General features: G+C 72.1%; 24 protein-coding genes. 7 read left to right on the top strand and 17 right to left on the bottom strand.

Annotation, left to right across the window (positions count from 1 at the left end):
- Nucleotide 1: 1 nt before the first annotated feature.
- From IEY61_RS08835 to IEY61_RS08825, 3 genes are read right to left on the bottom strand one after another with little or no spacing between them, the layout of a single operon-like run.
- Nucleotides 2-1822, bottom strand: coding sequence for a DUF5941 domain-containing protein (locus tag IEY61_RS08835; protein ID WP_189042375.1), 1821 nt, complete (start codon nt 1820-1822; stop codon nt 2-4).
- Nucleotides 1819-2565 (bottom strand): ABC transporter ATP-binding protein, encoded by a 747-nt coding sequence (locus tag IEY61_RS08830; protein WP_189042374.1) that lies wholly within the window; start codon nt 2563-2565, stop codon nt 1819-1821. The genes IEY61_RS08835 and IEY61_RS08830 overlap by 4 nt, the downstream gene beginning before the upstream one ends.
- Nucleotides 2565-3392 carry an ABC transporter permease gene (locus IEY61_RS08825; RefSeq protein ID WP_189042373.1) on the bottom strand — a complete coding sequence of 276 codons (828 nt, stop codon included), beginning with the start codon at nt 3390-3392 and terminating at the stop codon, nt 2565-2567. The genes IEY61_RS08830 and IEY61_RS08825 overlap by 1 nt, the downstream gene beginning before the upstream one ends.
- A 240-nt stretch (nt 3393-3632) precedes the next feature.
- Here IEY61_RS08825 and IEY61_RS08820 point away from each other — a divergent pair, with 240 nt between their 5' ends.
- Nucleotides 3633-3839, top strand: coding sequence for a PspC domain-containing protein (locus IEY61_RS08820; RefSeq protein WP_189042372.1), 207 nt, complete (start codon nt 3633-3635; stop codon nt 3837-3839).
- 52 nt (nt 3840-3891) lie between these two features.
- On the opposite strand, the gene IEY61_RS08815 is transcribed toward IEY61_RS08820, so the two are convergent.
- From IEY61_RS08815 to pdxH, 6 genes are all read right to left on the bottom strand, one after another.
- Entirely contained in the window at nt 3892-4629 is a 738-nt protein-coding gene (locus IEY61_RS08815; protein WP_189042371.1) for a DUF4230 domain-containing protein, read from the bottom strand.
- A 120-nt stretch (nt 4630-4749) separates the two neighbouring features.
- Nucleotides 4750-5055: a type II toxin-antitoxin system VapB family antitoxin gene (locus IEY61_RS08810; protein ID WP_189042370.1), complete on the bottom strand. Its 306-nt coding sequence runs from the start codon at nt 5053-5055 to the stop codon at nt 4750-4752.
- Between the two features lie 187 nt (nt 5056-5242).
- Nucleotides 5243-5845: a nitroreductase family protein gene (locus IEY61_RS08805; protein WP_189042368.1), complete on the bottom strand. Its 603-nt coding sequence runs from the start codon at nt 5843-5845 to the stop codon at nt 5243-5245.
- A gap of 62 nt (nt 5846-5907) precedes the next feature.
- Entirely contained in the window at nt 5908-6837 is a 930-nt protein-coding gene (locus IEY61_RS08800) for an aldose 1-epimerase family protein (protein WP_189042366.1), read from the bottom strand.
- 11 nt (nt 6838-6848) lie between these two features.
- A complete protein-coding gene (locus tag IEY61_RS08795; protein ID WP_189042364.1) occupies nt 6849-8189 on the bottom strand; it encodes an MFS transporter in 1341 nt (446 codons plus the stop codon).
- Complete coding sequence (pdxH, locus tag IEY61_RS08790) at nt 8186-8812, bottom strand: pyridoxamine 5'-phosphate oxidase (protein ID WP_189042515.1); 627 nt, start codon at nt 8810-8812, stop codon at nt 8186-8188. The genes IEY61_RS08795 and pdxH overlap by 4 nt, the downstream gene beginning before the upstream one ends.
- A 278-nt stretch (nt 8813-9090) precedes the next feature.
- On the opposite strand from pdxH, the gene IEY61_RS08785 reads away from it, so the two are divergent.
- From IEY61_RS08785 to sepH, 3 genes are all read left to right on the top strand, one after another.
- Nucleotides 9091-10197: a citrate synthase 2 gene (locus IEY61_RS08785; protein ID WP_189042362.1), complete on the top strand. Its 1107-nt coding sequence runs from the start codon at nt 9091-9093 to the stop codon at nt 10195-10197.
- A gap of 313 nt (nt 10198-10510) precedes the next feature.
- Complete coding sequence (gene serC / locus IEY61_RS08780) at nt 10511-11638, top strand: phosphoserine transaminase (RefSeq protein ID WP_189042360.1); 1128 nt, start codon at nt 10511-10513, stop codon at nt 11636-11638.
- A 211-nt stretch (nt 11639-11849) separates the two neighbouring features.
- Nucleotides 11850-12917 (top strand): septation protein SepH, encoded by a 1068-nt coding sequence (gene sepH / locus IEY61_RS08775; RefSeq protein ID WP_189042358.1) that lies wholly within the window; start codon nt 11850-11852, stop codon nt 12915-12917.
- A gap of 458 nt (nt 12918-13375) precedes the next feature.
- On the opposite strand, the gene IEY61_RS08770 is transcribed toward sepH, so the two are convergent.
- Together IEY61_RS08770 and IEY61_RS08765 are read right to left on the bottom strand one after the other, a co-directional pair.
- Complete coding sequence (locus tag IEY61_RS08770; protein WP_189042356.1) at nt 13376-15721, bottom strand: ABC transporter permease; 2346 nt, start codon at nt 15719-15721, stop codon at nt 13376-13378.
- Nucleotides 15715-16449 carry an ABC transporter ATP-binding protein gene (locus tag IEY61_RS08765; RefSeq protein WP_189042354.1) on the bottom strand — a complete coding sequence of 245 codons (735 nt, stop codon included), beginning with the start codon at nt 16447-16449 and terminating at the stop codon, nt 15715-15717. Before IEY61_RS08765 ends, IEY61_RS08770 begins: the two co-directional genes overlap by 7 nt.
- A gap of 157 nt (nt 16450-16606) precedes the next feature.
- On the opposite strand from IEY61_RS08765, the gene IEY61_RS08760 reads away from it, so the two are divergent.
- Nucleotides 16607-17803, top strand: a complete 1197-nt coding sequence (locus tag IEY61_RS08760) for a sensor histidine kinase (protein WP_229705767.1) — start codon at nt 16607-16609, stop codon at nt 17801-17803.
- Nucleotides 17800-18468 (top strand): response regulator, encoded by a 669-nt coding sequence (locus IEY61_RS08755; protein WP_189042352.1) that lies wholly within the window; start codon nt 17800-17802, stop codon nt 18466-18468. Before IEY61_RS08760 ends, IEY61_RS08755 begins: the two co-directional genes overlap by 4 nt.
- Nucleotides 18469-18484: 16 nt before the next feature.
- Here IEY61_RS08755 and thpR read toward each other — a convergent pair whose 3' ends face one another.
- The 5 genes from thpR to IEY61_RS08730 all read right to left on the bottom strand — a co-directional run bounded on the left by thpR (nt 18485) and on the right by IEY61_RS08730 (nt 23063).
- Nucleotides 18485-19066 carry an RNA 2',3'-cyclic phosphodiesterase gene (gene thpR, locus IEY61_RS08750; RefSeq protein WP_189042350.1) on the bottom strand — a complete coding sequence of 194 codons (582 nt, stop codon included), beginning with the start codon at nt 19064-19066 and terminating at the stop codon, nt 18485-18487.
- Nucleotides 19067-19083: 17 nt separating this feature from the next.
- Complete coding sequence (locus IEY61_RS08745) at nt 19084-19581, bottom strand: hypothetical protein (RefSeq protein WP_189042348.1); 498 nt, start codon at nt 19579-19581, stop codon at nt 19084-19086.
- A gap of 76 nt (nt 19582-19657) precedes the next feature.
- Nucleotides 19658-20935: an MFS transporter gene (locus IEY61_RS08740; protein ID WP_189042346.1), complete on the bottom strand. Its 1278-nt coding sequence runs from the start codon at nt 20933-20935 to the stop codon at nt 19658-19660.
- A gap of 77 nt (nt 20936-21012) precedes the next feature.
- Nucleotides 21013-21462: a MarR family winged helix-turn-helix transcriptional regulator gene (locus IEY61_RS08735; RefSeq protein ID WP_189042344.1), complete on the bottom strand. Its 450-nt coding sequence runs from the start codon at nt 21460-21462 to the stop codon at nt 21013-21015.
- A gap of 122 nt (nt 21463-21584) precedes the next feature.
- Complete coding sequence (locus IEY61_RS08730; protein ID WP_189042342.1) at nt 21585-23063, bottom strand: NCS2 family permease; 1479 nt, start codon at nt 23061-23063, stop codon at nt 21585-21587.
- A 58-nt stretch (nt 23064-23121) separates the two neighbouring features.
- On the opposite strand from IEY61_RS08730, the gene IEY61_RS08725 reads away from it, so the two are divergent.
- Nucleotides 23122-23394, top strand: a complete 273-nt coding sequence (locus IEY61_RS08725; RefSeq protein ID WP_189042513.1) for a DUF2530 domain-containing protein — start codon at nt 23122-23124, stop codon at nt 23392-23394.
- Between the two features lie 40 nt (nt 23395-23434).
- Here IEY61_RS08725 and IEY61_RS08720 read toward each other — a convergent pair whose 3' ends face one another.
- Nucleotides 23435-24271, bottom strand: a complete 837-nt coding sequence (locus tag IEY61_RS08720) for a DUF3027 domain-containing protein (protein WP_189042340.1) — start codon at nt 24269-24271, stop codon at nt 23435-23437.
- Nucleotides 24272-24287 lie beyond the last annotated feature (16 nt).

The following is a 24287-nucleotide window of genomic DNA, read 5'->3' as shown; positions in this document are numbered from 1 at the left end:
GTCAGATCGTCGCGCGGCCTCCCGCACCCGCCGGCACCCGCGCGGCCCGGGTCGGCCGGACGAACCAGGCCAGCACGACGCTCACCACGAAGAGCACCAGGAGGTAGACACCGAGTGTAACCAGGGCGATGTTCACAAATCCGGCGATCGCCGCCAATGCCAGCAGCATCGACCGGCCCTCCCAACCGAGGGTGGCGGCGTGCAACGGCGGGGCGGGCTGCCGTTTCTCCAGCCGGGCCACCAGGTCGTAGTGGTGCAGCGTGAGCACGAAGAGGTACCCGAAGATCAGCCAGGCCGGCGCGCCGCCGATCACCCCGGCCGCGATCGCGAACAGGTACTCCGCCGCCCGCAGCGCGGCCGGCACGAGCCAGTCCAGCGACCCCGGACGGCGCGACAGCGGCAGCCGCGCGGCCAGCGGGCCGTCGTCGCGGTGCAGGGTCGCGTCGACCGTGTCCAGCACCGACACCCCCATCCAGCGCGCCCGCAGCGTACGCAGCGCACCGGTGTACGCGAACGCCAGCACCCCCCAGGTCAGCACCGCCAGCAGGGCGACCCGCTGGTCGAACAGCGCCACGGCCAGCGCGATCAGCGCCCACCGTTCCCCGATCGGGAAGACCACCGTCCGTTTCAGCCAGTACGACACCGAGCCCGCATCGGCCTGCACCTTCGTGGACGCGGCGTTCAGCCGGTCGCCGATGCCCCCGCCGCCGGTGCCGACGTCCTTCGGCCGCCGGGCCGCCTCGTCGTGCAGTACGCCGTACCAGGCGTCGGTCATGTGCCGCACGGTTTGCAACGCCATCGCGGCGATCGCCAGCGCCCAGCCGTACCGGAACCCGGCCGCGGTGGCACCCCAACCCAGGCCGGCGTAGACCAGGTACTCCTTGGCCCGGTCGGCCATGGTGTCCAGCCAGCCGCCCCAGGCGCTGAAGTTGCGGGTGTACCGGGCCAGTTGACCGTCCACGCAGTCCAGGACGAATCCGAGGTAGAGCAGGATCGCGCCGGTCACCAGCGCCGGCCGGCCGCCGGTGGCGAAGAACGCCGCCGCGGCCACCGCGAACCCCACCGACAGCATGGTGACGCCGGTCGGGCTCAGCCCTAGCCGGGCCGCGGCCTTGGTGACGTACGGCGACCAGGTGCTGACGAAGTACGTGGTGAAGAAGTCGTCCTTCTCCTTCACCGACAGCCGAAGTTCGGCCCGGTCCTCGGGCACGGCGGCGATCGCCGCCTCCGCACCGGCCAGTCCGGCCGCGTCGTCGACCCGGTGCGCGACCAGCAGGCGTACCCGATGGGCGAGGACCAGCGTCCCCTGCCCGGTGAGCCCCGCGAAGACCCGGTCCACGGCGGGCCCGGTCGAGCCGGAGCCGGTCGACAGTTCCCCAGCCGCAGCGGTACGGGCGGCGGCGACCAGCGCCGGCACGTCGTCGCGGCGGACCCGCAACGCGCCCCCGAAGATGCCGGTGGTCGCGCCCGCCAGCCGCTCGGCCGGACCGGCGTCGACCACCTGGCCACGCTCCTCGCGTACCGCCGTCCGGCCGCCGGCGGGCGGGTCGGTGAGCACCAGCGCCACGGTCGCACCCACCGGGCTGGTCAGCAGGTGCCGCAGCACTGCGGTGTGCGCGACCAGGTCGGCGCCGCTGACCAGCACCGGTCCGTCGGCCTGGCCGGCCAGGTCGGCCACCTCGTCGAGGTCGGCGGCGACCCGCACCTCGGACACCCCCGCCCGGCGCCACTGGGCGGCCAGCCGGTCGGCCAGCGACTCACCGGCACCCGTCGGCAGGCTCGCGGCCGGCGCCCCGGCGGCGAGCACGATCGCGAGGGTCACCGGGTGACCGCGTCGTCGTACGCGGCCAGCGCCTCGGCGATCGTGCCGTCGACGCTCAGCCGGCCCGCGTCGAGGTAGAGCCCTCGACGGCAGAATCGGATCAGATCGTTTTCGTTGTGTGAGACCAGCACCAAAGTGCGCCCCTCCCCGAGCAGACGGTCGATGGTCGTGTAGCACTTCGCGCGGAACTCCGCATCCCCAACCGCCGTCACTTCGTCCATCAACAGGATCGGGTGCGGCAGGTGGGAGATGATCGCAAAGCCGAGCCGGACTTTCATGCCGGACGAGTAGTGCCGTACCGAGGTGTCGATCGCCTGCTCGACCTGCTCGCCGGCGAACGACACGATCTCGTCGAAGTGCCGCTTCAGGTACGCCGACGACAGCCCGTGCAGGCCGCCCACCAGGTAGAGGTTCTCCCGCCCGGTCAGGTCGCTGGAGAAGCCGGCGGAGAGTTCCAGCAGCGGGGCGACGGCGCCGGAGACCCGGATCCGCCCCTCGTCGGGGATCAGCACCCCGGCGATCAGCCGCAGCAGGGTGCTCTTGCCGGTGCCGTTGCGGCCGACGACCCCGACGGTCTCGCCGGCCGCGATCGAGAAACTGACGTCCCGCAGCGGCCAGAACTGCCCCTCGGCACCGCCCCGCCGGCCGCGGTGGATGACCACCTCCCGCAGCCGCAACTGCCGGCGACGGTTGCGGACGAACCGGATGCCGATCCCCTCGGCCTCGATGATCGCGTCGGCCATCAGAGTTCCTTGAGCACGGCGGGTTCGAGCCGGCGGAACGCCCACCAGCCGGCGACGAGCACCAGCACGCTGATGCCGATGGTGGTGACGAGCATCCGGGCGGCCGGAAACTCGTCCGGGTACCACACGGCGTGGTGCAGTTGGAAGATGCCGACCAACGGGTTGAGTTCGTAGCCCACCTTGAGCCACTCGGGCAGCCCCGAGCTGCGGACCAGGCCCAGTGGATAGATGATCGGCGTGGCGTAGAACAGCACCCGGATCACCAGGCGCATGAACCGCTCCACGTCCCGCATCAGGACGTTGCACGCCGACAGCAGCAGCGCGACTCCGATCAGCAGGGTGGCCTGAACCAGCACCGCGAGCGGCAGGGCCAGCAGCGACCAGCCCGGCTCGATCCGGCCGTGGGCGGCGTAGAAGATCGCGATGGCGGCCAGGATCGGCACACCGGCGGCGTACTCGGCGAAGCGGCCGGCGACCCGGCCGATCGGGAACACCTGCCGGGGCAGGTTCATGGTGGTGATCAGCCGGGACTGGCCGGTCAGCGCGTTGGTCGCCTCGCTCAGCGCCGAGCTGGTCCACATCCAGGCGAAGATCCCGGTGATCAGGAACAGCGGGTACGACCCGGCGGCATCGCCCAGGTGGCGGTTGGTGTCGCGGGAGTAGAGCACGCCGAAGACGAACCAGTAGATGGCCCCCATCCCCAGCGGCTCGATCAGCGACCAGAAGTAGCCCAGCGCCGACTGCTGGTACTTCACCGCGAGATCGCGCCGGACCAGGATGCGCAACGAGTTGCGGTGCGACCACAACGCCCCCACGCCAGAGGTCACCGCTGTCTCCTGCCTGCGCAACGGACGACAGGTTAACAGTGCACGACATCCGGCGAGCCGAAAGGCCCACAATCGATCATGCCAGGTGCGGTGTCACCCAGGCGTCGCGGGCTGGCCGCACGGGTAAGCACCTACGGGTCGGGGGAACGGCGTTCCTCCTCTGGACCGAGGGCGCAGTGGCCACCCGTTTCTAACGTCGACTACGGAAGCGGCGCACCGCCGCAGAGGGGAAGTGCCACGATGAGCCGCAAACTCGTCCGGCCCCGGCAGGGGCGCATGTTCGCCGGTGTCTGCATCGGCCTGGCCCAGCGATTCGGCATGTCGGCCGGGCTCGTCCGGCTGCTGTTCCTGCTGTCGCTGCTGCTGCCCGGCACCCAGGTGATCATCTACCTGGCGCTCTGGATCATCATGCCCAACGAGGACCGCCACCCCGTCGCCGGTTACTGACCACCCGCCGGCCGGGCGCGCCGATGCGTCGGGCGCACCGGCCGGGACCGGGTCAGGGCGCGACGTACGTGACGGTCACCCGCTCGTAGCCGAGGGAGCCGAGCAGCCCTTCGAGCATCTTGCGGGTGTTCTCCTCGGCCCGCGCGGCCAGCCCGCTCTCCCGGGCGGCGGCGGTGATCCGGTCCTCGGCCAGTCGGTAGACCTGCTGCTGCCGGTTCGGGTCGCCGCCGATCAGGTCACCGACCCGGTTGAGCAGGCCACGTTCCTCCGCGAAGACGTAGCTCTTGTCCAGGTCGAGGTTGGTCTCGGCGAGCTGCGGCGCGGGCAGCTTGATCTCGACGGATCTGCCGTCCGCCGACGGCACGACCGCCCCCTCGGCGAGCGTGCCGAAGTCGACGTACGCCTCCACGCTGCCCGCGCCGACGAAGAGCGTCCGCTGGTTGAGCAGCCAGTCCGGCACGTGGCGTCGGTCGTTCTGCAGGTCGATCACGACCTGGAAGTTGCCCTCGGCGGCCACGTAGCGGCTGAGATCCCGCATCGACTCCAGCAGCGCGGGCTGACTGCGATCGGTCTGTTCCTTGGCGAACGGGTTGCGGAACTCCGGCAGGATCCCGGCGGCCTGCACGCCGAACAGCAGCACCACCGCCAGCGCCGCCGCGCCGAGCATCCAGAGCAGGGCGCGCACCGCGCCGCCGCCCGACGACGGGGGCGGGCCATCCGACCCGCCCGGATGTGAATCAACCTCGGGATATGCGCTGGTGGGCTCGTTGATGCCGCCGTCGCGTGCCATCGCCCTCACCGTCCTCGTCAGACGCGTTGTCTGTTGATGACGGTAAGCCCTCGGTACGACAGCCGCTCGCCGAGTAGCACGGCTACGCGTTTCCGCAGGTACAGTCCGAGCTCGCCGAACTCACTCGACCGGCCCGGCGAGCGCGAGCACCCGGGCGTGGATCTGGTTGCGCTGTTGCAGCGCGGCGCGCAGCGCGCGGTGCAGGCCGTCCTCCAGGTAGAGGCCGCCGTTCCACTGCACCACGTGCGGGAAGAGGTCGCCGTAGAAGGTGGAGTCCTCGGCGAGGAGCTTGTCCAGCGCCAGCTCACGCTTGGTGGTGATGAGTTGGTCCAGGCGCAGCGGGCGGGGTGGGATCTCCGCCCACTGCTTGAGGGTCAGATTGTGTTCCGGGTAGGGACGCCCGTCCCGGACCGCTCTGAAGATCACGACGGCACGCTCCCCTCCCCCTGGCCGGGACGAGCCGCGACACCGGGCCGGGTCGCGGCACGGCACCGCGACCCGCAGCACCGATGACCTTGCCAGCGTAGCCGCACCCCGCACCCCACGTTCTGCTCCCTGATGCCAGTTTCGCTCCCGCCGTCCGGTTACATCCGGACAAAACCGCCGCTTCGGGTCAGCTCCATCGCCCTCGTCGGACAACCTCTTCCACCGGACGGCGTCCCCGACGCAGCGATGGTGACCGGTGGTCGGGCGCACGGTAACCGATCGTGAGCGCGCCGATCGGATCGTACGCCTCCGGCACGCCGAACGCCGCGCGGTAGGACTCCAGCCGCTGCGGCGGGATGCCGAAGAAGCACGAGCCGAGCCCCTCGTCGACCGCGGTCAGCATCATCAGCAGCGCGGCGAAGCCGGTGTCGATGTACCAGTACGGCACCGGCCAGTGCTCCGTCGACCGGTCCGCCCAGCCCTTGTCCGGTTCCGCGTAGCGCTCAAGGTAGACCGAGCGGTTCGCGTGCGGCACCACGATCAGTGGGGCCCGGCGCATTCCGGCCAGCCAGCGCTCCCTCCCGCCGCCCTCCGGGGTGCTGGCCGCCCAGAAGCGTTCCCGGTCCGCCGGCTCCTCCAGCACGAGGAACCCCCAGCCCTGGGAGAAACCCGCCGACGGGGCCCGCACCGCGTGCTCCAACAACCGCTGGACCACCTCCGGCGGGACCGCGCGGTCCGGGTCGTAGTTGCGCACCATCCGGCGCCGCCGTACGACCTCCGCGAACTCCACGCTCTGCTCCTCACTCGCCCCCGGCAGGCCCCGACCCGTCGCCCGAGCCGGCACTCGGCCGCTCAACTGCCGGGCCGGATGCCCCAGACGCCACGCCAGGTGTCGCCCGGCGCCAGGACGATCACATCCCGGCCGGAGCGGAACGCGTCCGGCGGGCAGGTCATCGGCTCCACCGCGACCGACCGGCGGAACCGCTCACCGGGCAACGTGTCACCGGTGTAGACCTGCCACCAGCCGAACTGCGCGTCGGCCCAGATCCGCAGCCCGCCCGTGCCGTCCGGGCCGGTGAGGGTCACCGCCGAGCCCTCGTCGGCGTCCCGCACCACCTGCCCGAAGGCGTGGTCCAGCACCGCGTCGCCGATGCGCCGCGGCTCGGTGTAGTCGTACTCGGTGCCGGCGACCCGGGTCACGCCAACCGGCAACAGCCGGCTGTCCACCACCATCAGGGTCTGGGCGGGTACCCGCAGCGCGATGTCCTCCACCGCCACTCCGGGCAGGCGCAGGTACGGGTGCACGGAGAAGCCGAACGGCGCCGGCTCGACGCCGACGTTCGTCACCTCGTGCTCGCCCCGCAGCCCCTCCGCTGCCACGCTCCACCGGGTACGCAGCCGCAACGGCCACGGGTAACCCGGCTGCGGCAGCAGGTCGTAGCCGACCGTGATCTCGTCCGGCCGCTGCTCGATCAGCTGCCACGACGCCCAGTTCACCAGGCCGTGCAGGGCGGTGTTCCGCTCCGGCTCGGTGATGTTGAGCTGTAGCGACCGCCCGCCGAAGGTGTAGACGCCGTCGCGGATCCGGTTCGGCCAGGGCGCCAGCACCTGACCGGCCGAACCAGGGCACATCTCGTCGGTGGCGTACCCGTCGAGGTGCTCGACGCCGTCCTGCCGGTAGGCGCGCAGTCCGCCACCCACCTCGACGATGACCGCCTCGTGACCGGCGGCGGAAATGGTCCACTGTGCCCCGGACAGGGGACGCGGCTCGCGGGTTTCCATGTCGCCAGACCCTAGCCGGCAGGGTCGCCGTCCGCTCGCCGCGGTCGGCGATCGACGGAAACGTTCTCCCCGCTCGGCCCGATCTGCGCGCGGTAGCGGGCCAGCGTCGGGAACGCCACCGCGAGCAGCACCGCGAGCGCCGCGGCCGCCAGGCCGCCACCGACCCAGGCCACCCCGCTGCCGAGGCCAGCCCCCATGACGCCGGCCCGTAGGTCGCCCAGGCGCGGCCCGCCGGCCACCACGACCGTGTTGACCCCCTGGAGCCGCCCGCGCATCCGGTCCGGCGCGTAGACGATCAGCATCGACTGCCGTACCACCGAGCTGATCAGGTCGGCTGCGCCGGCCAGCACCAGCAGCGCGACGACCAGCCAGAGGTGTCGAGCCAGCCCGGCCAGTGCCACCGCGATGCCCCACCCGACGACGGCCAGCACCAGCACCAGCCCCTGCCGACGGACCCGGCCGATCCAGCCGGACAGCAGCCCGGCGAGCAGCGAACCGATCGCGATCGAGCTGTACAACCAGCCCACCGCCGCGCCGCCGCCGAACCGCTCGGCCGCCACCTCGGGAAAGAGCGCCCGGGGGTAGGCGAACACCATCGCGATCAGGTCGATCGCGAAGGAGAGCAGCAGCACCGGCGCGCCGGCCAGGTAGCGGACGCCGTCGACGATGCTGCGCAGCCCGGCCTGCCGGGGCCCGCCGTCCGGGTCCGGCTCGGGCGGCATGGCGGGCAGCCGGACCGCCGCCCAGACCAGGGCCACCAGCAGCGTGGCGTCCAGCCCGTACGCGACCGGCAGCGCGACCCCGAGCTCGAAGGCGGCGAGGATCAGGCCGGCGGCCAGCGGACCGAGGACCGCGGTGGCCATCGCCGTGGTGAAGTTCAGCGTGGTGGCGGCGGGGACCAGCTCGGCCGGAACCAGCCGGCCGACGAGCGCGCCGCGGGCCGGACCGCCGATCGCGAACGAGACCGAACTCAGCGCCACCAGGGCCAGCAGCAGCACCGGGCTGCCGACGCCCAGCAGGGCCTGCGCCAGCAGCCCCAGCACGGAGACCCAGAGCAGCACCGAGCTGCCCAGCAGCACCCGGCGCCGGTCGACGGCGTCGGCCACCGCGCCGCCCCACAACCCGAAAACCAGCAGCGGTACGAAAGCGGCGACGCCGAGCAGCCCCACCCAGAGCGAGTCCTGCGTCAGCGCGTACATCTCCACCGGTACGGCGACCGCGGTGAACTGGAAGCCGAACATCGCGATGCCGTTGCCGAGCCACAGCCGCCGGTACGCCGGCACCCGCAGCGGACGCAGGTCGATCGCCCAGCGGCGCTGCTCGCGCGGCCGGGTGGTCTCGGTCGCGGTCACGGAGCCAGCCGCTGGACGACCCAGCCACCGTCGGTACGGCGGAAGCACAGCCGGTCGTGCAGCCGGCTGGCCCGGCCCTGCCAGAACTCGACCGACTCGGGCCGTACCCGCAGCCCACCCCAGTGCTCGGGGGCGGGGATCGGATCCACGTCGGCGAACCGCTCCGCCGCCGCACGGTAGGCGTCGTCCAGCGCGACCCGGTCCGGCAGCACCGCCGACTGGGCACTGGCCCACGCGCCCAGTTGGGAGCCACGCGGTCGGCTGGCGAAGTACGCCTCGGTCTCCGTCCGCCCGACCGGCTGCACCGAGCCGGCGACGATCACCTGCCGGTGCATCGGGAACCAGGGGAAGACCAGGCTGGCGTGCGGGTTGGCGAGGGCCTCGACCCCCTTGCGGGACCGGTAGTTGGTGAAGAAGACGAAGCCGTCCGGGTCGTACCCCTTGAGCAGCACGGTCCGCGCGCTCGGCCACCCGGCGACGTCGGCGGTGCCCACCACCATGGCGTTCGGCTCGGGCAGCCCGGCGGCCACCGCCTCGGCGAACCAGCGGTCGAACTGGGTGTGCCAGTCACCCGCCAGGTCGGCCTCGATCAGCCCGGACTCGGCGGCGTACTCATGGCGCATCCCCGCTGGCCGCGGTGTGTCCCCCGTCACGTGCCCTCCCCGGCGCACCGGGCCGGTACCGGCCCGACCTGCATGTACGGTCCAGTCTTGCCGAACGGGCGGCGACCCACACGTCCGGGGATGTCGTGTGCAGCACATCGACGGCATCTCGCATACCCGATCACCAGCGGGCAAGATGTCACGAACACATCCCTGAGGGTCGCCTAAGGCGCTCACCCGGCCGGGGCCGGGACACCGAGCCCGGGCGGGCGCACCGACGACACACCAGGAGTAGTGAGATGGCCGATTTCAAACCCGGACTTGAGGGCGTCGTAGCGTTCGAAACCAAGATCGCCGAGCCCGACCGCGAGGGTGGCGCGCTGCGCTACCGCGGGGTCGACATCGAGGACCTGATCGGCCAGGTCTCCTTCGGCAACGTCTGGGCTCTGCTGGTCGACGGCCGGTTCGGCCCCGGCCTGCCGCCGGCCGAACCGTTCCCGGTGCCCGTGCACTCCGGCGACATCCGGGTCGACGTGCAGTCCGCCGTGGCGATGCTCGCGCCGTACTGGGGATTGCAGCAGATGCTGGACATCTCCGACGAGCGGGCCCGCGAGGACCTGGCCCGGGTGTCGGTCACCGCGCTCTCCTTCGTCGCCCAGTCCGCCCGCGGTCTCGGGCTGCCGGCGGTGCCGCAGAAGGAGATCGACAAGGCCTCGACGGTGGTCGAGCGCTTCATGAAGCGGTGGCGCGGCGAGCCCGACCCGCGGCACGTCAAGGCCGTGGACGCGTACTTCATCTCGGCGGCCGAGCACGGCCTCAACGCCTCCACCTTCACCGCGCGGATCGTCGCCTCCACCGGCGCGGACGCCGCAGCCTGCATCTCCTCCGGCATCGGCGCGCTCTCCGGCCCGCTGCACGGCGGTGCTCCGTCGCGGGTGCTGAGCATGCTGGAGGCGGTCGAGCGCAGCGGCGACGCCGAGAGCTACGTCAAGGGCGTGCTCGACCGGGGTGAGCGGCTGATGGGCTTCGGCCACCGGGTGTACCGGGCCGAGGACCCGCGCGCCCGGGTGCTCCGCCGCACGGCCAAGGAGTTGGGCGCGCCGCGGTTCGAAATCGCCGAGGCGCTGGAGAAGGCCGCCCTGACCGAGTTGCAGGCCCGCCGCCCGGACCGGGTGCTCGCCACCAACGTCGAGTTCTGGTCCGCCGTGGTGCTCGACTTCGCCGAGGTGCCGGCGCACATGTTCACCTCGATGTTCACCTGCGCGCGGATGGGCGGTTGGAGCGCGCACATCCTGGAGCAGAAGAAGCTCAAGCGCCTCGTCCGCCCCTCCGCCCGCTACGTCGGCCCGAGCCCTCGCAAGCCGCAGGAGGTTGACGGCTGGGACAGCCTCCCCCACAGCGCCTGACGTGTAAGGAAGGGCACCTTTTAACGCCTCAGGTAGAGAAAGGTGCCCTTCTTGACACTCGGCCCCGCCCGGCTTGGTGCCGGCATCCGGTCAGCGGCGTGCCCGGGGCGCGGGGAAGGTGCGGCTGTGGCGGATACCTCATGGTTCCGCGTGGGACCAGCGGCCGGTCAGGGCACCGCTGGTGCGAGGATGAGGATCGGCAGTGTCGCCGGACCGGGGCCCGGATTTCGACCGAGCCGTGCGCGCCACGCATGGCGATCCGCACCGGCGTGACCGGGTCCACCCTCGCCCATTCGGAAGGATCTTCAAGATCGTGGCTGACGCACCGACCATTCGGATTCCCGACGAGATCAAGCCCGCCGACGGCCGCTTCGGCTGCGGGCCGTCCAAGGTCCGTCCGGCCGCGGTCTCCGCGCTCGCCGAGGTGGCGACCAGCTACCTGGGCACCTCGCACCGGCAGAAGACCGTCCGCGACCAGGTGGCTCGGTTGCGCGCCGGCATCGCCGAGTTCTTCTCCCTCCCCGAGGGCTACGAGGTGATCATCGGCAACGGTGGCACCACCGCGTTCTGGGAGGTCGCCACGTTCGGCCTGATCCGCGACCGGGCCCAGTTCGCCAACTTCGGCGAGTTCGGCGCGAAGTTCGCCAAGGCCGTCAAGGACGCGCCGTTCCTCGGCGAGCCGACGATCCGCAAGTCGGACGCGGGCAGCGCGCCGACCCTGGTCGCCGAGGCCGGCGTGGACGTCTACGCCACCCCGCACAACGAGACCTCGACCGGCGTGGCGGTGCCGATCGGCCGCGTCGCCGGGGCCGACCCCGACTCGCTGCTGCTGGTCGACGCCACCTCCGGCGCGGGCGGGCTGGAGGTCAACGTCGGCGAGACCGACGTCTACTACTTCGCCCCGCAGAAGTGCTTCGGCTCCGACGGTGGGCTCTGGCTGGCCCTGATGTCGCCGGCCGCGCTGGCGCGGGCCACCGAGGTCAAGGCGTCGGGCCGGTACATCCCGGCCTTCCTCGACCTGGTCACCGCGATCGACAACTCGCGGCTGGAGCAGACGTACAACACCCCGGCGCTGGCCACCATCTTCCTCGCCGCCGAGCAGACCGACTGGATGAACTCGCAGGGCGGGCTGGCCTGGGCGGCCAAGCGCACGGCCGAGAGCGCCGCGATCGTGTACGGCTGGGCCGAGCGCTCCGCCGTCGCCACGCCCTTCGTCACCGACCCGGCGCTGCGCTCCAACGTGGTCGCCACCATCGACTTCGCCGACGGGGTGGACGCCACCGCGATCGCCAAGGCGCTGCGCGCCAACGGCATCGTGGACACCGAGCCGTACCGCAAGCTGGGCCGCAACCAGCTGCGGATCGCGCTCTTCCCGGCCGTCGAGCCCGCCGACGTGGAGGCGCTGACGGCATCCATCGACCACGTCGTCGAGCGACTGTAACCGGTCCACGACGACCGTCACGAGCCCGGCCACTCACGCCGGGCGGTCGGGCCCAGCTGAGCCGTCGGACAGCGGCGGAGCAGCGGCGAATCGGCCCGCCCGCCCGGGCGTGGCGTCTCCCACCTGGACCCGAATGGGCGTACGGTGGTACGCAACGCCCGGGTGGCCGGCTCGTGGCGTACGGCCAGCGAAGCGGGACGGAGGCAACGCGATGCGCCCAGTACGCTTCGTCGCCCTCTCCGAGGACGGCCAGGCCCTGGTGCTCGCCGACGAGGTCGGGCGGCTGCTCGCCCTGCCCATCGACGAGCGTATCGCCGGAGCACTGCACGCCGAGCCGGGCGCGCCCACGCTCGCGGTGGCTTCTGCCGCCGATCCGGTGCCGTCGCTGTCCCCACGGGACATCCAGGCCCGGATCCGCGCCGGTGAGTCCGCCGAGGACGTGGCCCGCATCGCGGGCGTTCCGGTCGACCGGGTGCTCCGCTACGCCGGGCCGGTGCTTCAGGAGCGGGCGATGCTCGCCCAGCACGCCCGCCGCACCCGACTGAAGGGCGCCGAGAAGCCGACGCCGCTCGCCGAGGTGGTCAACGGCCGGCTCGCCCAGCACGGGATCGACACCGAGAAGATCTCCTGGGACGCGTGGCGCCGCGAGGACGGCACCTGGCGGATCGTCGCCACCTGGCCGTCGGGCAAGGCCACCGCACAGGCGGTCTGGGATCTCGACAAGACCCGCCAGTCGGTGACCCCGCACGACGACATGGCACAGTACCTCTGCGCCGAGCGCCCGATCCCGATCCTGGGCCAGGAGCCGGCGCCGGAGCGGGGCGGCCACGCCCTGCCCACCCCGTCGCGCGGCGAGCCGAGCCGGGGCGGGCACGGTTTGCCGGCGCCCGCCGATCCGGGCCGGCCGGGCCGTGACCCGATCCGGGCCGGCCGGGATGCCCTGCTCGCCTCGCTCGACCGGCCGCTCGGCTCGACCTCTGGTCGCGGTCTCGAGCCCCGTTCGCCGGCCGCGCTGGCCGGGTCGGACTCGCCCCGGCAGCGGGCCGTCAGTGGCGGGGCCGCCGCGCTGCTCGGCGGTGGTCAGGGCTCGGCGTTCGACGACGACTCCGACGCGCCGAAGGAGGTTCCGGCCGTACCCTCGCTGGCCGTGCTCCGACCGCGTCGGCAGGGCGCGGCCACGACGGAGACCTCCGACGCCTCCGGCAAGCCGCGCAAGCGGCTGCCCAGCTGGGACGACGTCCTCTTCGGCAGCGGCCCCGCCGCCCGCGAGTCCTCCTAACTCGGAAGCAGACCTACTTCCTCCCGATTAGGGCCGCTTCGCGCAGCGGAGCACCAAAGGCCAACCCCACCCCGCCAGCGCGCCCCTACTCCGCCGCGCCCTGCCCCACCCCGCGCACTGCCCCGCCGCCGACCTCAGCGGCAGACCGAACCACCTCGCCCGATATATCCCCCGAAAACCACCCCCGCTGCAGTAGATCTTGGACTCGGGAGGCCCCTCTGGGGGCAGGAAATGTCCAAGATTGCCCGCTGGGAGTGATCTGGCCAGTGGGACGGGCGACGGGGGGTGAGCCGCTGCCGGTCTTCACGCCTGCGAGGCGTCCCGAAGACCGCGATCTTGCACTTTCTGTCGGGGCAAAAGCCCCTTACAGGGGCTTATCGGCGACCGAAAGTGCAAGATCGGCGCGGGGTGGGGAGCGCGGGGTGGGGAGCGCGGGGTGGGGAGCGCGGGGTGGGGGGTCAGCGGGAGGTCAGGGATTGGGCGGGGAGGGTGCTGGCGAGGATTGCCAGGGCCAGGCAGAGGGTGACGACTGCAGCAGCGGCGGGCCAGGGCACGACCAGGTCGACGGGCGCGCCGGCCTGCTCGGCCAGTGCGCCCACCGAGCCGAGCAGTGCGAGCAACGCCGCTACCCCGCCGAGCAGCGCGCCGATCGCCACCACCAGCGCCGACTCGGCCGCCACGGACAGCAACACCTGACGGCGGGTCGCGCCGGCCAGTCGCAGCAGCCGCAGGTCCCGGGTCCGGGTCACGGTGGCCAGCGCCAACGTGCTGGCCACCGCCAACGCGCCGTATCCGGCGGATACGCCGACCATGAGCAGCGTCGCCAGCCACACCAGTCGGTCCTCCTCGGCGTCGGCACGAGCCGCGTACGTGGCGACGTCCACCAACTCCGCCCCGGGTGGCGTCCGGCCCGGCGGCGGCCCGGTCAGCAGCACCGCGGCGGCGAGCACGGACGGGTTCCGTTGTCGGAGCAGGGCCCGGTCCAGCAGCAGGTCGCCGGGGAAGCCACCGTCAGCGACCACGGCCACCACCCGCAGCCCGACCGGCTGGCCGTCGGCGAAGATCACCCGCACGGTGTCCCCAATCGACCAGCCGAAACGGTCCGCCGTGGCGTGCGCGACCGCCACCGTGTCCGGCTCGGACAGGGCGGAAGTGGAGCCGGACAGCACCGACATCCGGGCCGCCACCGAGCCGAGTGACGCCGGATCGGTGCCGATCGCGGTGATCACCGTGTCGGCCACGTACGCCTCGGTGCTCAGCAGCGCCGCTCCCGCCGCACTGGTCACCGCCGCGTCGGTCAGCCCCGGGGTGCCGTCGGGGATCAGCACCGCACCGGCCCGCACGGACGCCTCCCGGGCGGCGGCGTACGCACCGGTGGTGGTCTGCACATTGCCGAAGATGAAGACCGCGAAGGCCACGGTGAGCAGCACCGGTGCCGCCGTCGAGGCGGTGCGGCGGACCGCTGTCGCGGCGCTGCCCCGGACCACTTCGCCGAGCACCCCGGGCAGGGCTCGACCGAGCACTCGGACCAGGGCGGGCACCACCGCCGGTGCCAGCAGCGCCGCCGCCACGACCAGGGCCATCGTGCCGAGCAACGCGACCGCCGACAGATCGGCCAGGTCGTCGGTGGTCAGCGCGGTCAGCCCAGCTACGCCCGCGCCGACTGCCGCCGCCAGTCCGGCCACCCAACGGGTACGGGTCATCGGACGCTGCTCCACCTCGGCCGCGCGCAACGCCTCGATCGGCCGGACTCGTCCGGCCCGACGGGCCGCGACGCCCGCGCCGAGCAGCGCCACGACCGGTCCCACCGTGAGCCCCGCCAGCAGTGGCCAGAGCCGCCACCTGACCTCGAAGCCGAGCGGTTGGAATCCGGCGTCGACCAGTAGGGCACCGACCGGCACCGCGACCGCTGCGCCGAGCAGTACTCCGCCCAGCGCGGCCGGCACTCCGACGATCAGCGCCTCCCGGTACACCGTCCGGCGTACCTGGCGTGGTGTCGCACCGACCGCGCGGAGCAGCCCGAGTTCCCGCCGCCGCTGGTTGACCGTGAAGGCGAAGGTGGCACCGACCACGAAGATGCAGGCGAAGGCGGCCAGCGCGGACATTCCGGTGAGCACCTGCATACCGATCCACCGGGTGCGGGCGTCGGCTCGGGGTTCGAGGGCACCCCGTTCCGCTCCGGCCAGGACGCTGCCGGCAGCACCCACGGTGTCGGCCACCGCGTCGACGTCCGGCTGTCCGAGCAGGCCGATCGCGCGTACCCCGGGGGCGAGTCGGCGGGCGGCGGCGTCCGAGACATAGAGCGCTTCGGCGTCGACCAGGCCGGTGACGGTCCAGCTCGCCGGGCCGGTCGCGATCAGCACGGTGAGTTCGCCCCCGACCGGTACGCCCAGCGCCCGGTCGACAACCACCTCCCGGTCCCGCACGGGCGGAGCACCCGCGACGAGCCGGTACGGGGCCAGCGCGACGCTCGCCCAGCCCTGTCCCTCGGTCGGCCCGGGAGCCGCACGCCCGTCGAGCACCGGCTGGGCGTAGAAAGTGTGCTCGGGCACCACCGCCGTCACCCCGTCCACCGCTGCCAGCTGCCGGACCAGCTCGGCGGCCTCCGGTCCGGACCAGGGGCGGGGCTCGGGGAAGGGTATGGCGGGAGTGCTCACCTCGGGGCTACGGACCACCACCGCCGTCCCGGCGAAGCGGTCCGGCACGCGGGGCGCGCCGGAGGCGAAGAGCAGCAGGCTGGCCGTGACGATCGCGGTGCCGAGCAGCACCGGCACGAGTGCGCCGAGCCGTTCCCGGGTCAGCACGTCGGCTCCAGCGTGGCCAGCCGGCTGATGATCGACTCGGCGCTCGCCTCGGTGAGCCGGTCGACCAGCCGGCCATCGGCGAGCACCACGATCTCGTCGGCCGTCACCGCGGCCAACGGGTCGTGGGTGACCATGACGACGGTCTGCCCGTGCTCGTCGACGACGGTACGCAGCAGCTCAAGCACCTGCCGGGAGGAGCGGCTGTCCAAAGCGCCGGTCGGTTCGTCGGCGAACAGGACGGCCGGCCGGTTGAACAGCGCCCGGGCGATCGCCACCCGCTGCTGCTGGCCGCCGGAAAGCTCGCTCGGCCGGTGCCCGGCCCGGTCGGCGAGGCCGACCTCGGCGAGCGCGGCGGCGACCTCCCCGGCACTCGGCCGACGCCCGGCCAGTCGGGCCGGCAGCGCCACGTTCTGCGCGGCGGTCAGCGAGGAGACCAGGTTGAACTCCTGGAACACGAACCCGATCCGGTCCCGGCGCAGCCGGGTCAGGCTCGACTCGTCCAGGCCGCCCAGGTCGGTGCCGGCGATCGTGACCCGGCCTCCGGTCGGGCGGTCCAGCCCGGCCGCGCAGTGCAGCAGGGTGGATTTGCCGGAACCGGACGGGCCCATGATCGCGGTGAAGGTGGCCGGCGGGAAGTCTGTCGTGACCCCGTCCAGGGCACACACCCGGCGTGCTCCGGTGCCGTACACCATCCGCAGGTCGCGGAGGGAAACCGTGGCTGTCGTCATGGCTGCCACGATCGCCGTCACGGGCCGAGAAAGCGTCAGGCCGGGATGGACACTTCGGACTCGTACCCCGGGTGGAGTCGACGGCCGGTTTCCGACCCAGGAACGTCCGACCCTGGTCTGACGCGCGCCCGGCGGCCGGGAAACTACTCTCGATCGCATGACCGCCGTAGCGCCGCCGCCGTGGATGCGCTGGCTCAGCCGGGCCGGCCCGTTCCTGGCCGACGTGTTGCTGGCCGCCGCGGTCGCCGCACTCGGCTGGTACGCGGCCATGGAAGCCCCGGCCCCGACGGTTGGCGGGCTGCACGAGCCGCCCTGGCAGTCGGCGCTGACCGGGCTGGCCCTCGGCGCGTCGGTGATACTGCGCCGGTACCGTCCGTGGATCGCCACTGCCGTGGTGCTCGTCGTGGCGGCGTTCGCCCTGGCCACCGGGATCATCCCCGACTACGCGGTGGCGGCGCCGCTGGTCGCGGTGGGAGCCGTGCTCTACTCGGTCGCTGTGGCCGAGTCGACCCGCCGGTCCGCTGCGGCCCTCGCCTGCTGCCTCGGGGTGATCACGGTCGCTGTGTTGTCGGTGGCCCAGTCGCCGTTCGGTCTGGGCTCGCCGTCCACGGGCGGTGAGTCGTACGGCGTGCTGGGCGGGGTGTTCGTCGCGCTGGTGCTCGGTGCCGCCTGGGCGATCGGCTGGGCCGTGCGGGAGCGACGCGCCTGGGCCCGGCGGGCCGCGGAACGGGTGACCGAGCAGGCGGTGCAGGACGAGCGGCTGCGAATCGCCCGGGAGGTGCACGACATCGCCGCGCACGGGATGGGCCTGATCGCGGTGCAGGCGGCGGTCGCAAACCACGTTGCCGAGCAGCACCCGCAGCAGGCGCAGGAATCGCTGCGGGTGATCGAATCCACCAGCCGGGCCGCGCTGGTCGAGCTACGTCGGGTTCTCGGCACCCTACGTCCCGAGCCTGATCTCGAACCCGTGCCCGGCCTGGCCGATCTGCCGGCCCTGGTCGAACGGACCCGATCGGCGGGGGTCCCGGTGGAGTTTGCCGTGCACGGCACCGGTACGCCGCCGGAGGGCGTCGGGCTGTCGGTGTTTCGAATCGTGCAGGAGTCGCTGACCAACGTCGTGAAGCACGCCGGTCCGGCGCGGTGCCGGGTCGACGTGGCGCTCGCCCCGAACGAGGTACGCGTCGAGGTGCACGACGACGGAGGGCGGCCGGCCCGATCACCGGCGCGATGCGGTCAGGGCCTGGTGGGCATGCGTGAACGGGTGGCCCTCTATCAGGGACAGTTCCGTGCCGGCCCGGACGACGCGGGCGGTTGGACCGTCCGGGCCACCCTGCCGCTCGGGCGGACCGGATGACCGCCGTACGGGTGCTCGTCGCCGACGATCAGGCGCTGCTGCGGGCGAGCTTCCGGCTGTTGGTCGACCACACCGAGGGGTTGACCACGGTCGGTGAGGCCGGCACCGGCGCCGAGGCGGTCGCCGCGGCTCGGCGGGAACGGCCGGACGTCGTCCTGATGGATGTCCGGATGCCCCGGATGGACGGCATCGAGGCCACCCGGCACATCTGCGAGTCGGCGGAGACCGCCGCAACCCGGGTGCTCATCCTGACCATGTTCGACCTCGACGAGTACGTCTACGGCGCGTTGCGGGCCGGGGCGAGCGGCTTCCTGCTCAAGGACACCGCGCCGATGGACCTGATCGCCGCGATCCGGGTGGTCTCCGCCGGTGAGGCGCTGCTCGCCCCGACCGTGACCCGGCGGCTGATCGCCGAGTTCACCCGCCGTCCTCGCCCGGGACGATCCCCGCTCTCCACGCTGGACGGGGTCACCCAACGGGAGCGCGAGGTACTCACCCTGATCGGGCGAGGGCTGTCCAACACGGAGATCGCCGAGCAGTTGTGCTTGAGCATGGCCACTGTCAAGACCCACGTCGGCCGGTTGCTGACCAAACTGCACGCGCGGGACCGGGCCCAACTGGTGGTGGCAGCGTACGAGAGCGGCCTGGTCGTCCCCGCCGGCTGACGGTGGGTTCGTGGGTTCAGATCGGCCAGGCGGCGAAGGGCTGGTAGCTCGGGCCGGGTCGGCTCTGCACCAGCACCAGTTCGCCGGCCACCCAGGGCGGACCGAGATAGCCGTCGAGCGCGGCCAGGTCCGCCTCGATGTCGGCGTGCGGCATCCGGTCGCCGGGACGGGCGATGGTCAGGTGAGGCCGGAACGGCTTGTCGTCACCGGCCACCCCGATCGCGGCCAGTCCGGCCCGGACGGCGCCGGCCAGTGCCACCAGGCGGGCGACGTCACCGCGTACGTCGGCCCAGAGCACGGTGTCCCGCCCCCAGCCGAACCGGCCACCGCCGCCCAGCCGCAGCACCAGCGGAGCGTCGCCCGTCCCGTCGTTGCCGCGCATGGCGTCGGCCACGAGTTCGAGGGCCTGCCGTACCGCGGTCAACCGCGCGGGGTCGACCTCACCGAGGAAGGCGAGGGTGAGATGGGCCTGGGCCGGGTCGACCAGGCGTACGTTCGTCCCGGCGGCCGCCGCGGCGCCGAGCCGTAGCCCGGCCACCTGGGCGGTGAGGTGTTCGACCGCCTCGGTCGGCGGGTAGACAGCGGTGAAGAGTCGCACCAGATCCAGGATGCCAGTCAGGCGTGGCGCTCGTGTTGCCCGGGGCGGTTCGCCGGCAGTCGCAGACCGGCGGCGTCCAACTCGCCCTCGACCCGGACCCGTTCGAGCTGCCGATCGACGCCGGCCAACTCGGCCAGGTACTCGGTGATGCCCAGCGCCCGGCAGGCCAGCCGGAGCCGATCGTCGTATGCGTCGAGGACGCCGCTGTGCCAGACCGCCGCCGGCCCGGTGCCGCCGATCCGATCCCGGCGCAGGCACCGCAGGTCGGCGGCGATTCGTTCCAGCGGACGACGGTCGGCCCGGTCGAGCGCGGCGAGGTCGACCCGTCCGGCGATCTTGTCCGCGTCCACCGCTCGATTCAGCCGCGAGATCAGGCGGCGCTCCCGCCAGTGGGCGTATCCGCAGGTGAAGCGGTCGATCACCTCGTCCGCGCAGAGCAGGAGCGCGATCAGCACGGGCAGCAGAACCACGGCGGCCAGCGCCAGGGCGAGCAGCAGCAAGCGTACGACCTCCACTCACCGAAGCTATGCCGCAACTCACCGTGACGTAACCGATTTTCCCGAACCGGGCCACCCGGCCGTCCCGGTGTGCTCAGAGCTGGGTGACGTAGAAGCGGGGCATCGGCAGAACGCGGAATCGCACTCGGGCGCCGTCGCGGCGAAGCTGCCAGGCCAGTGCGAGCAGTGCGGTGGCCAGGGAGAGCAGCCCGCCGGCCCAGATGCTGACGCCGGCGCCGTAGGTCTCCGCAACCCAGCCGATGATCGGGGCGCCGACCGGATTGGTCCCCAGGAACACCAGCACCCACAGCGCCATCACCCGCCCCCGGAACGCGGCGTCGGTGCCGAGTTGAACCCGCTGGTTGGCCGCCTGGGCGAAGTAGACCGTGAAGAAGCCGGTCGGCGGCAGCAGCGCCACGACCATCCAGTACGCGGGCGCGAGCCCGACGAGCGTGCCGAACACGGCGCAGCCGATCGCCGCTCCGAGCACGAGCCAGACCGAGGGGCGGCTACGCCGCCCGGTGCCGGCCAGGGCACCGATCAGCGCGCCGACCGCGAGGGTGGTACTGAACAGGCCGAACGAGGCGGCACCGGTGTTGAACACCGTCTTGGCGAGCGCCGCCAGGGTGAGCTGGAAGTTGAACAGCGACATCCCGATCACCGACATCACCACCATCGGCAGCAGCAGGTCGGGACGGCGACCGACGTAGCGCAGCCCGTCCAGCACCGTCGCCGAGGCCCGCTCCTCGCGCGGCGGCAGCGGCTCCCGGTGCAGCTCGGCCGGGCGCATCCGGACCACCATCACCAGGGGCCCGATCGAGCTGATCGCGGTGACCAGGAAGACCGGCCCGACGTCCAGGGCGGCGATGGCGAGACCGGCGACGGCCGGGCCGACGATCCGGGCCGAGTTGAACACGGCCGCGTTGAGCGACAGCGCGTTGGGCAGCAGCCGCATGCCGACCAGTTCGGAGACGAACGCCTGGCGCACCGGCGTTTCCACCGCGTTGGCCACGCCGAGCAGGGCGGCGAAGAGGAAAACGTGCCAGAGCTGGACCAGGTCGGTGAGCACCAGCACGCTCATCGCCAGCGACAGCACGGTCCAGAAGGCGTTGGCGACGAAGAGGAGCATCCGCTTGTCGTACCGGTCGGCGAGCCGGCCGGAGAGCAGCGTGAGCAGCAGGACGGGGGTGAACTGGAGGGCGATGACCACCCCGAGCGCCGTGGCCGAGTTGTCGGAAAGCTCGAGAACCAGCCAGTCCTGGGCGATGAACATCATCCAGACACCGATCAGCTTGATCAGTTGTCCGGACGCGAACAGTCGGTAGTTTCGGACCTGTAGGGACTGGAACATCGTGCTCAACCGTGCCTGCACTCTGAGTGCGCCTCCTCGCGGTCGTACTCGTCGTCAACGACGGACGGCGCGGCGCGGGGCACACCGGGTGTGCGGCCTCAGGCGCGGGAGAGCCGCTGGAGAATCTCCGCGGCGTGGTGCAGCGTCTCCTGGTCGGCATCGCTCAACTCGGCCAGCCGATGGGCCAGCCATACGTCCCGGACCCGCTCGAACTGGTCGAGCACGGTCCGGCCCCCCTCGGTCACCGCGAGGATGACCTGCCGGCCGTCGGTCGGGTGCGGGCTGCGCTGCACGAGGCCGCGCTCCTCCAACTTCGCGACGATCCTGGTCATCGTCGGTGGCTGCACCCGTTCGACGTCGGCGAGTTCCCGGGGCGTGACCGCGCCCCCCAGCCGGATGCTGGTGAGCGCGGAGAGTTGGGTGACCGTCAGGTCACCGACCGGTCGGGCCTGGCGGACCCGCCGGTTCAGCCGGGTGATCGCATCACGCAGCTGATGGGCCAGCTGCGCCGGTGGCATGCTCTGAGCCGTCACCGTCCGCTCCGTCACGATAGTTAGCCTAACTAATTTTCTGTCCGGCGGTAGTCGATATGGCCATGATCACGCTGGAGTTCCGCCTGTCCGGCGGGCGCGCGGTGCGTGGGGGACGCAGCCGCGCGCCCGGCCTGGAATCAGAACAGCAGCGCCTCGATCGGCCCACGCAGGAAGTACACCACGAAGAGCGCCGCCACCCCGTACAGCAGCGGGTGGACCTCACGGGACTTGCCCTTGGCCACCTTGACCACCACGTACACGATCAGGCCCGCGCCGATGCCGTTGGAGATGGAGTAGGTGAACGGCATGAGCACGATGGTGAGGAACGCCGGGATAGCGATCTCGTAGTCCGACCAGTCGATGTCGCGTACCGCGGTCATCATCAGGAAGCCGACCACCACCAGCGCCACCGACGCCGCCTCGAACGGCACGATCACCACCAACGGTGCCAGGAACATTGCCAGCAGGAACAGCACGCCCGTGACCAGGTTGGCCACCCCGGTCCGAGCACCCTCCGCGACCCCGGCGGCACTCTCGACGAACGAGGTGTTGCTGGAGACGCTGCCCACGCCGCCGGCGGCGGCGCCGATCGAGTCGACCAGCAGGATCTCCTTCGCCCGGGGCGGGGTGCCCTGCTCGTCGAGCAGGCCGCCCTCCCTGCCGACCGCGACCATGGTGCCCATCGTGTCGAAGAAGTCGGTGATGAGCAGGGTGAAGATGAACATCAGCACGACCAGCCAGCCGGCCCGCTCCCACGACCCCAGCACGTTGAACTTGCCGAGCAGCGACAGGTCCGGGATGTCGAGCGGATTGCTCGGCAGGGTCGGTACGTTCAGCGACCAGCCCTTCGGGTTCGGTACGCCGTTGACGAACGACGGGCCGACATTGCCGAGGGCCTCCACCACCATCGCCACCACGGTCGACGCGAGGATGCCGAGCAGGATCGCGCCCCTGACCCGGCGTACCACCAGCACCAGGGTCAGCAGCAGGCCCAGCACGAAGACCAGGGTCGGCCAGCTGACCAGCCTGCCCCCGATGCCCAGGCCGAGCGGAACGGTGGTGTTCGCCTCGTCCGGGAGCCGCCGGACGAAGCCCGCGTCCACCAGGCCGATGATGGTCAGGAAGAGGCCGATACCGACGCCGATCGCCGTCTTCATCTGGGTCGGCACCGAGTGGAACACGGCGGTACGCAGGCCGGTCAGCACCAGGATCGCGATGATCACGCCTTCGATGACCACCAGGCCCATCGCGTCGGCCCAGGTCATCTCCGGTGCGATCTCGTACGCGACCAGAGCGTTGATGCCCAGGCCGGCGGCGAGCGCCAGCGGGAACCGGCCGACCGCGCCCATCAGGATGGTCATCAGACCGGCGATCAGGGCGGTGGCCGCGGCGATCGCCGGGATCGGCAGGGTCTTGCCGTCGGCGTCGACGGCGCTGCCGAGGATGAGCGGGTTGAGCACCACGATGTACGCCATCGTGAAGAAGGTCGCCAGGCCACCGCGTACCTCGCGGCTCATCGTCGAGCCTCGGGCGGTGATCTCGAAGTACCGGTCGAAGCGGCTCACCGGCCGGCTCGGATCGGGTGGTGTGTCGTTCTCGGGCGGCGCTACTGCCATCGGGTTCCTCGCAGCGAAAGATCAGGTCGTCGCGCGCATCGTCGCAGATGACGGGCGTATGGCAAAGCCGATCACGTACCCTGACCGGGTGCCGAAGCAGCCGCCGCGACCCGAACCGATCGATCCGCCGATGGTGCCGTTCGCGCTCGCCGGGATGGCGGCCTGGGCGGTCGTTGGCCTGGTGCTACTGCTCCTCCGCGACCGGTTGGCCGCCAGTGGCAACGAAAACTGGCTCTGGATCTGCCTCGCCGGTTTCCTGTGGGGCTTTCCCGGTCTCGCCGTGATGATGCGGCACGACGCGCACCGGCGTCGCCGCCGCGCCGCCCGCTGACTGTTGCCGACATCACCCTGCGGCGAGCGCCGAAAGCAGGTCAGGAGTGGTCGTACGACTCCGTCGGCTCGCCCGGCTCGACCGCTCCCGAGGGGTGGCTGACCGACATCGGCTCCACCGTGCTGTCGTCGTAGACGGTGGGCATTTCGTCCACCGCCGTCTCGGTCTCGACCAACGTCTCCGAGTGGGCGCCGCAGCCGTGGTCGGCGCTGACCACCCGGCCGTCGTCCGGGGCGTAGAAGTTGCCGCAGACTCCGAAGCACTGCCGGAGCTTGCCCGCGAGCGGGAGATAGAACCCGCAGCTGCCGCAGCGGGCAGTGGCCGGCGCGGCAGTCGAGATGGGGGCCGACGGGCCGTGGTCTCCGTCGTACCAGCGCTGGGCCGCCTCGATCCGCCCTTCCCGCGACAGCACGCGGGGCCGGCCGAGCCCCAACTCCCAGGCGGTCTCCTCGACCGCCGGATCGTCGGAGAGGAGGTAGCCGGGCTGGAGCCGCTCGTCGTCCGGCGGCGTCGGCAGCAGATCACCCGGGCCGAGGTCGCCCGGCTTGAGCCGCTCCTGCCAGGGCAGCCAGCCTGGCGCGAGCAGCGCGTCCGGCCCCGGCAGCAGCACGGTCTCGCAGATCGTCACGTTACGGCTGCGCGGCACCCGGGTGACGGTGACTGCCCACCGCCAGCCCCGGTAACCGGCCAGCCGGCACTCGAAGTAGTGCGTTACGAGTCGATCACCCTCGACCATCACCTGGAGGTGGTCGCCGACGTCGTCGGGATCCACCTCGGTAACGCCGGCACGTGCCACCTCGACGGCGGCGGCGCAGACCTGGTCGAGACGAGCGGCACGGGCGGAGGCGGGCCTGGTCACCAGACCATTGTTCCCCATCGGTGGGGTCGGCCGC

The organism is Micromonospora sonchi, assembly GCF_014646235.1.
Taxonomy (GTDB): Bacteria; Actinomycetota; Actinomycetes; order Mycobacteriales; family Micromonosporaceae; genus Micromonospora; species Micromonospora sonchi.
Note: the sequence above shows the minus strand (reverse complement) of the source record. Positions and strands in the feature narration are given on the sequence as shown.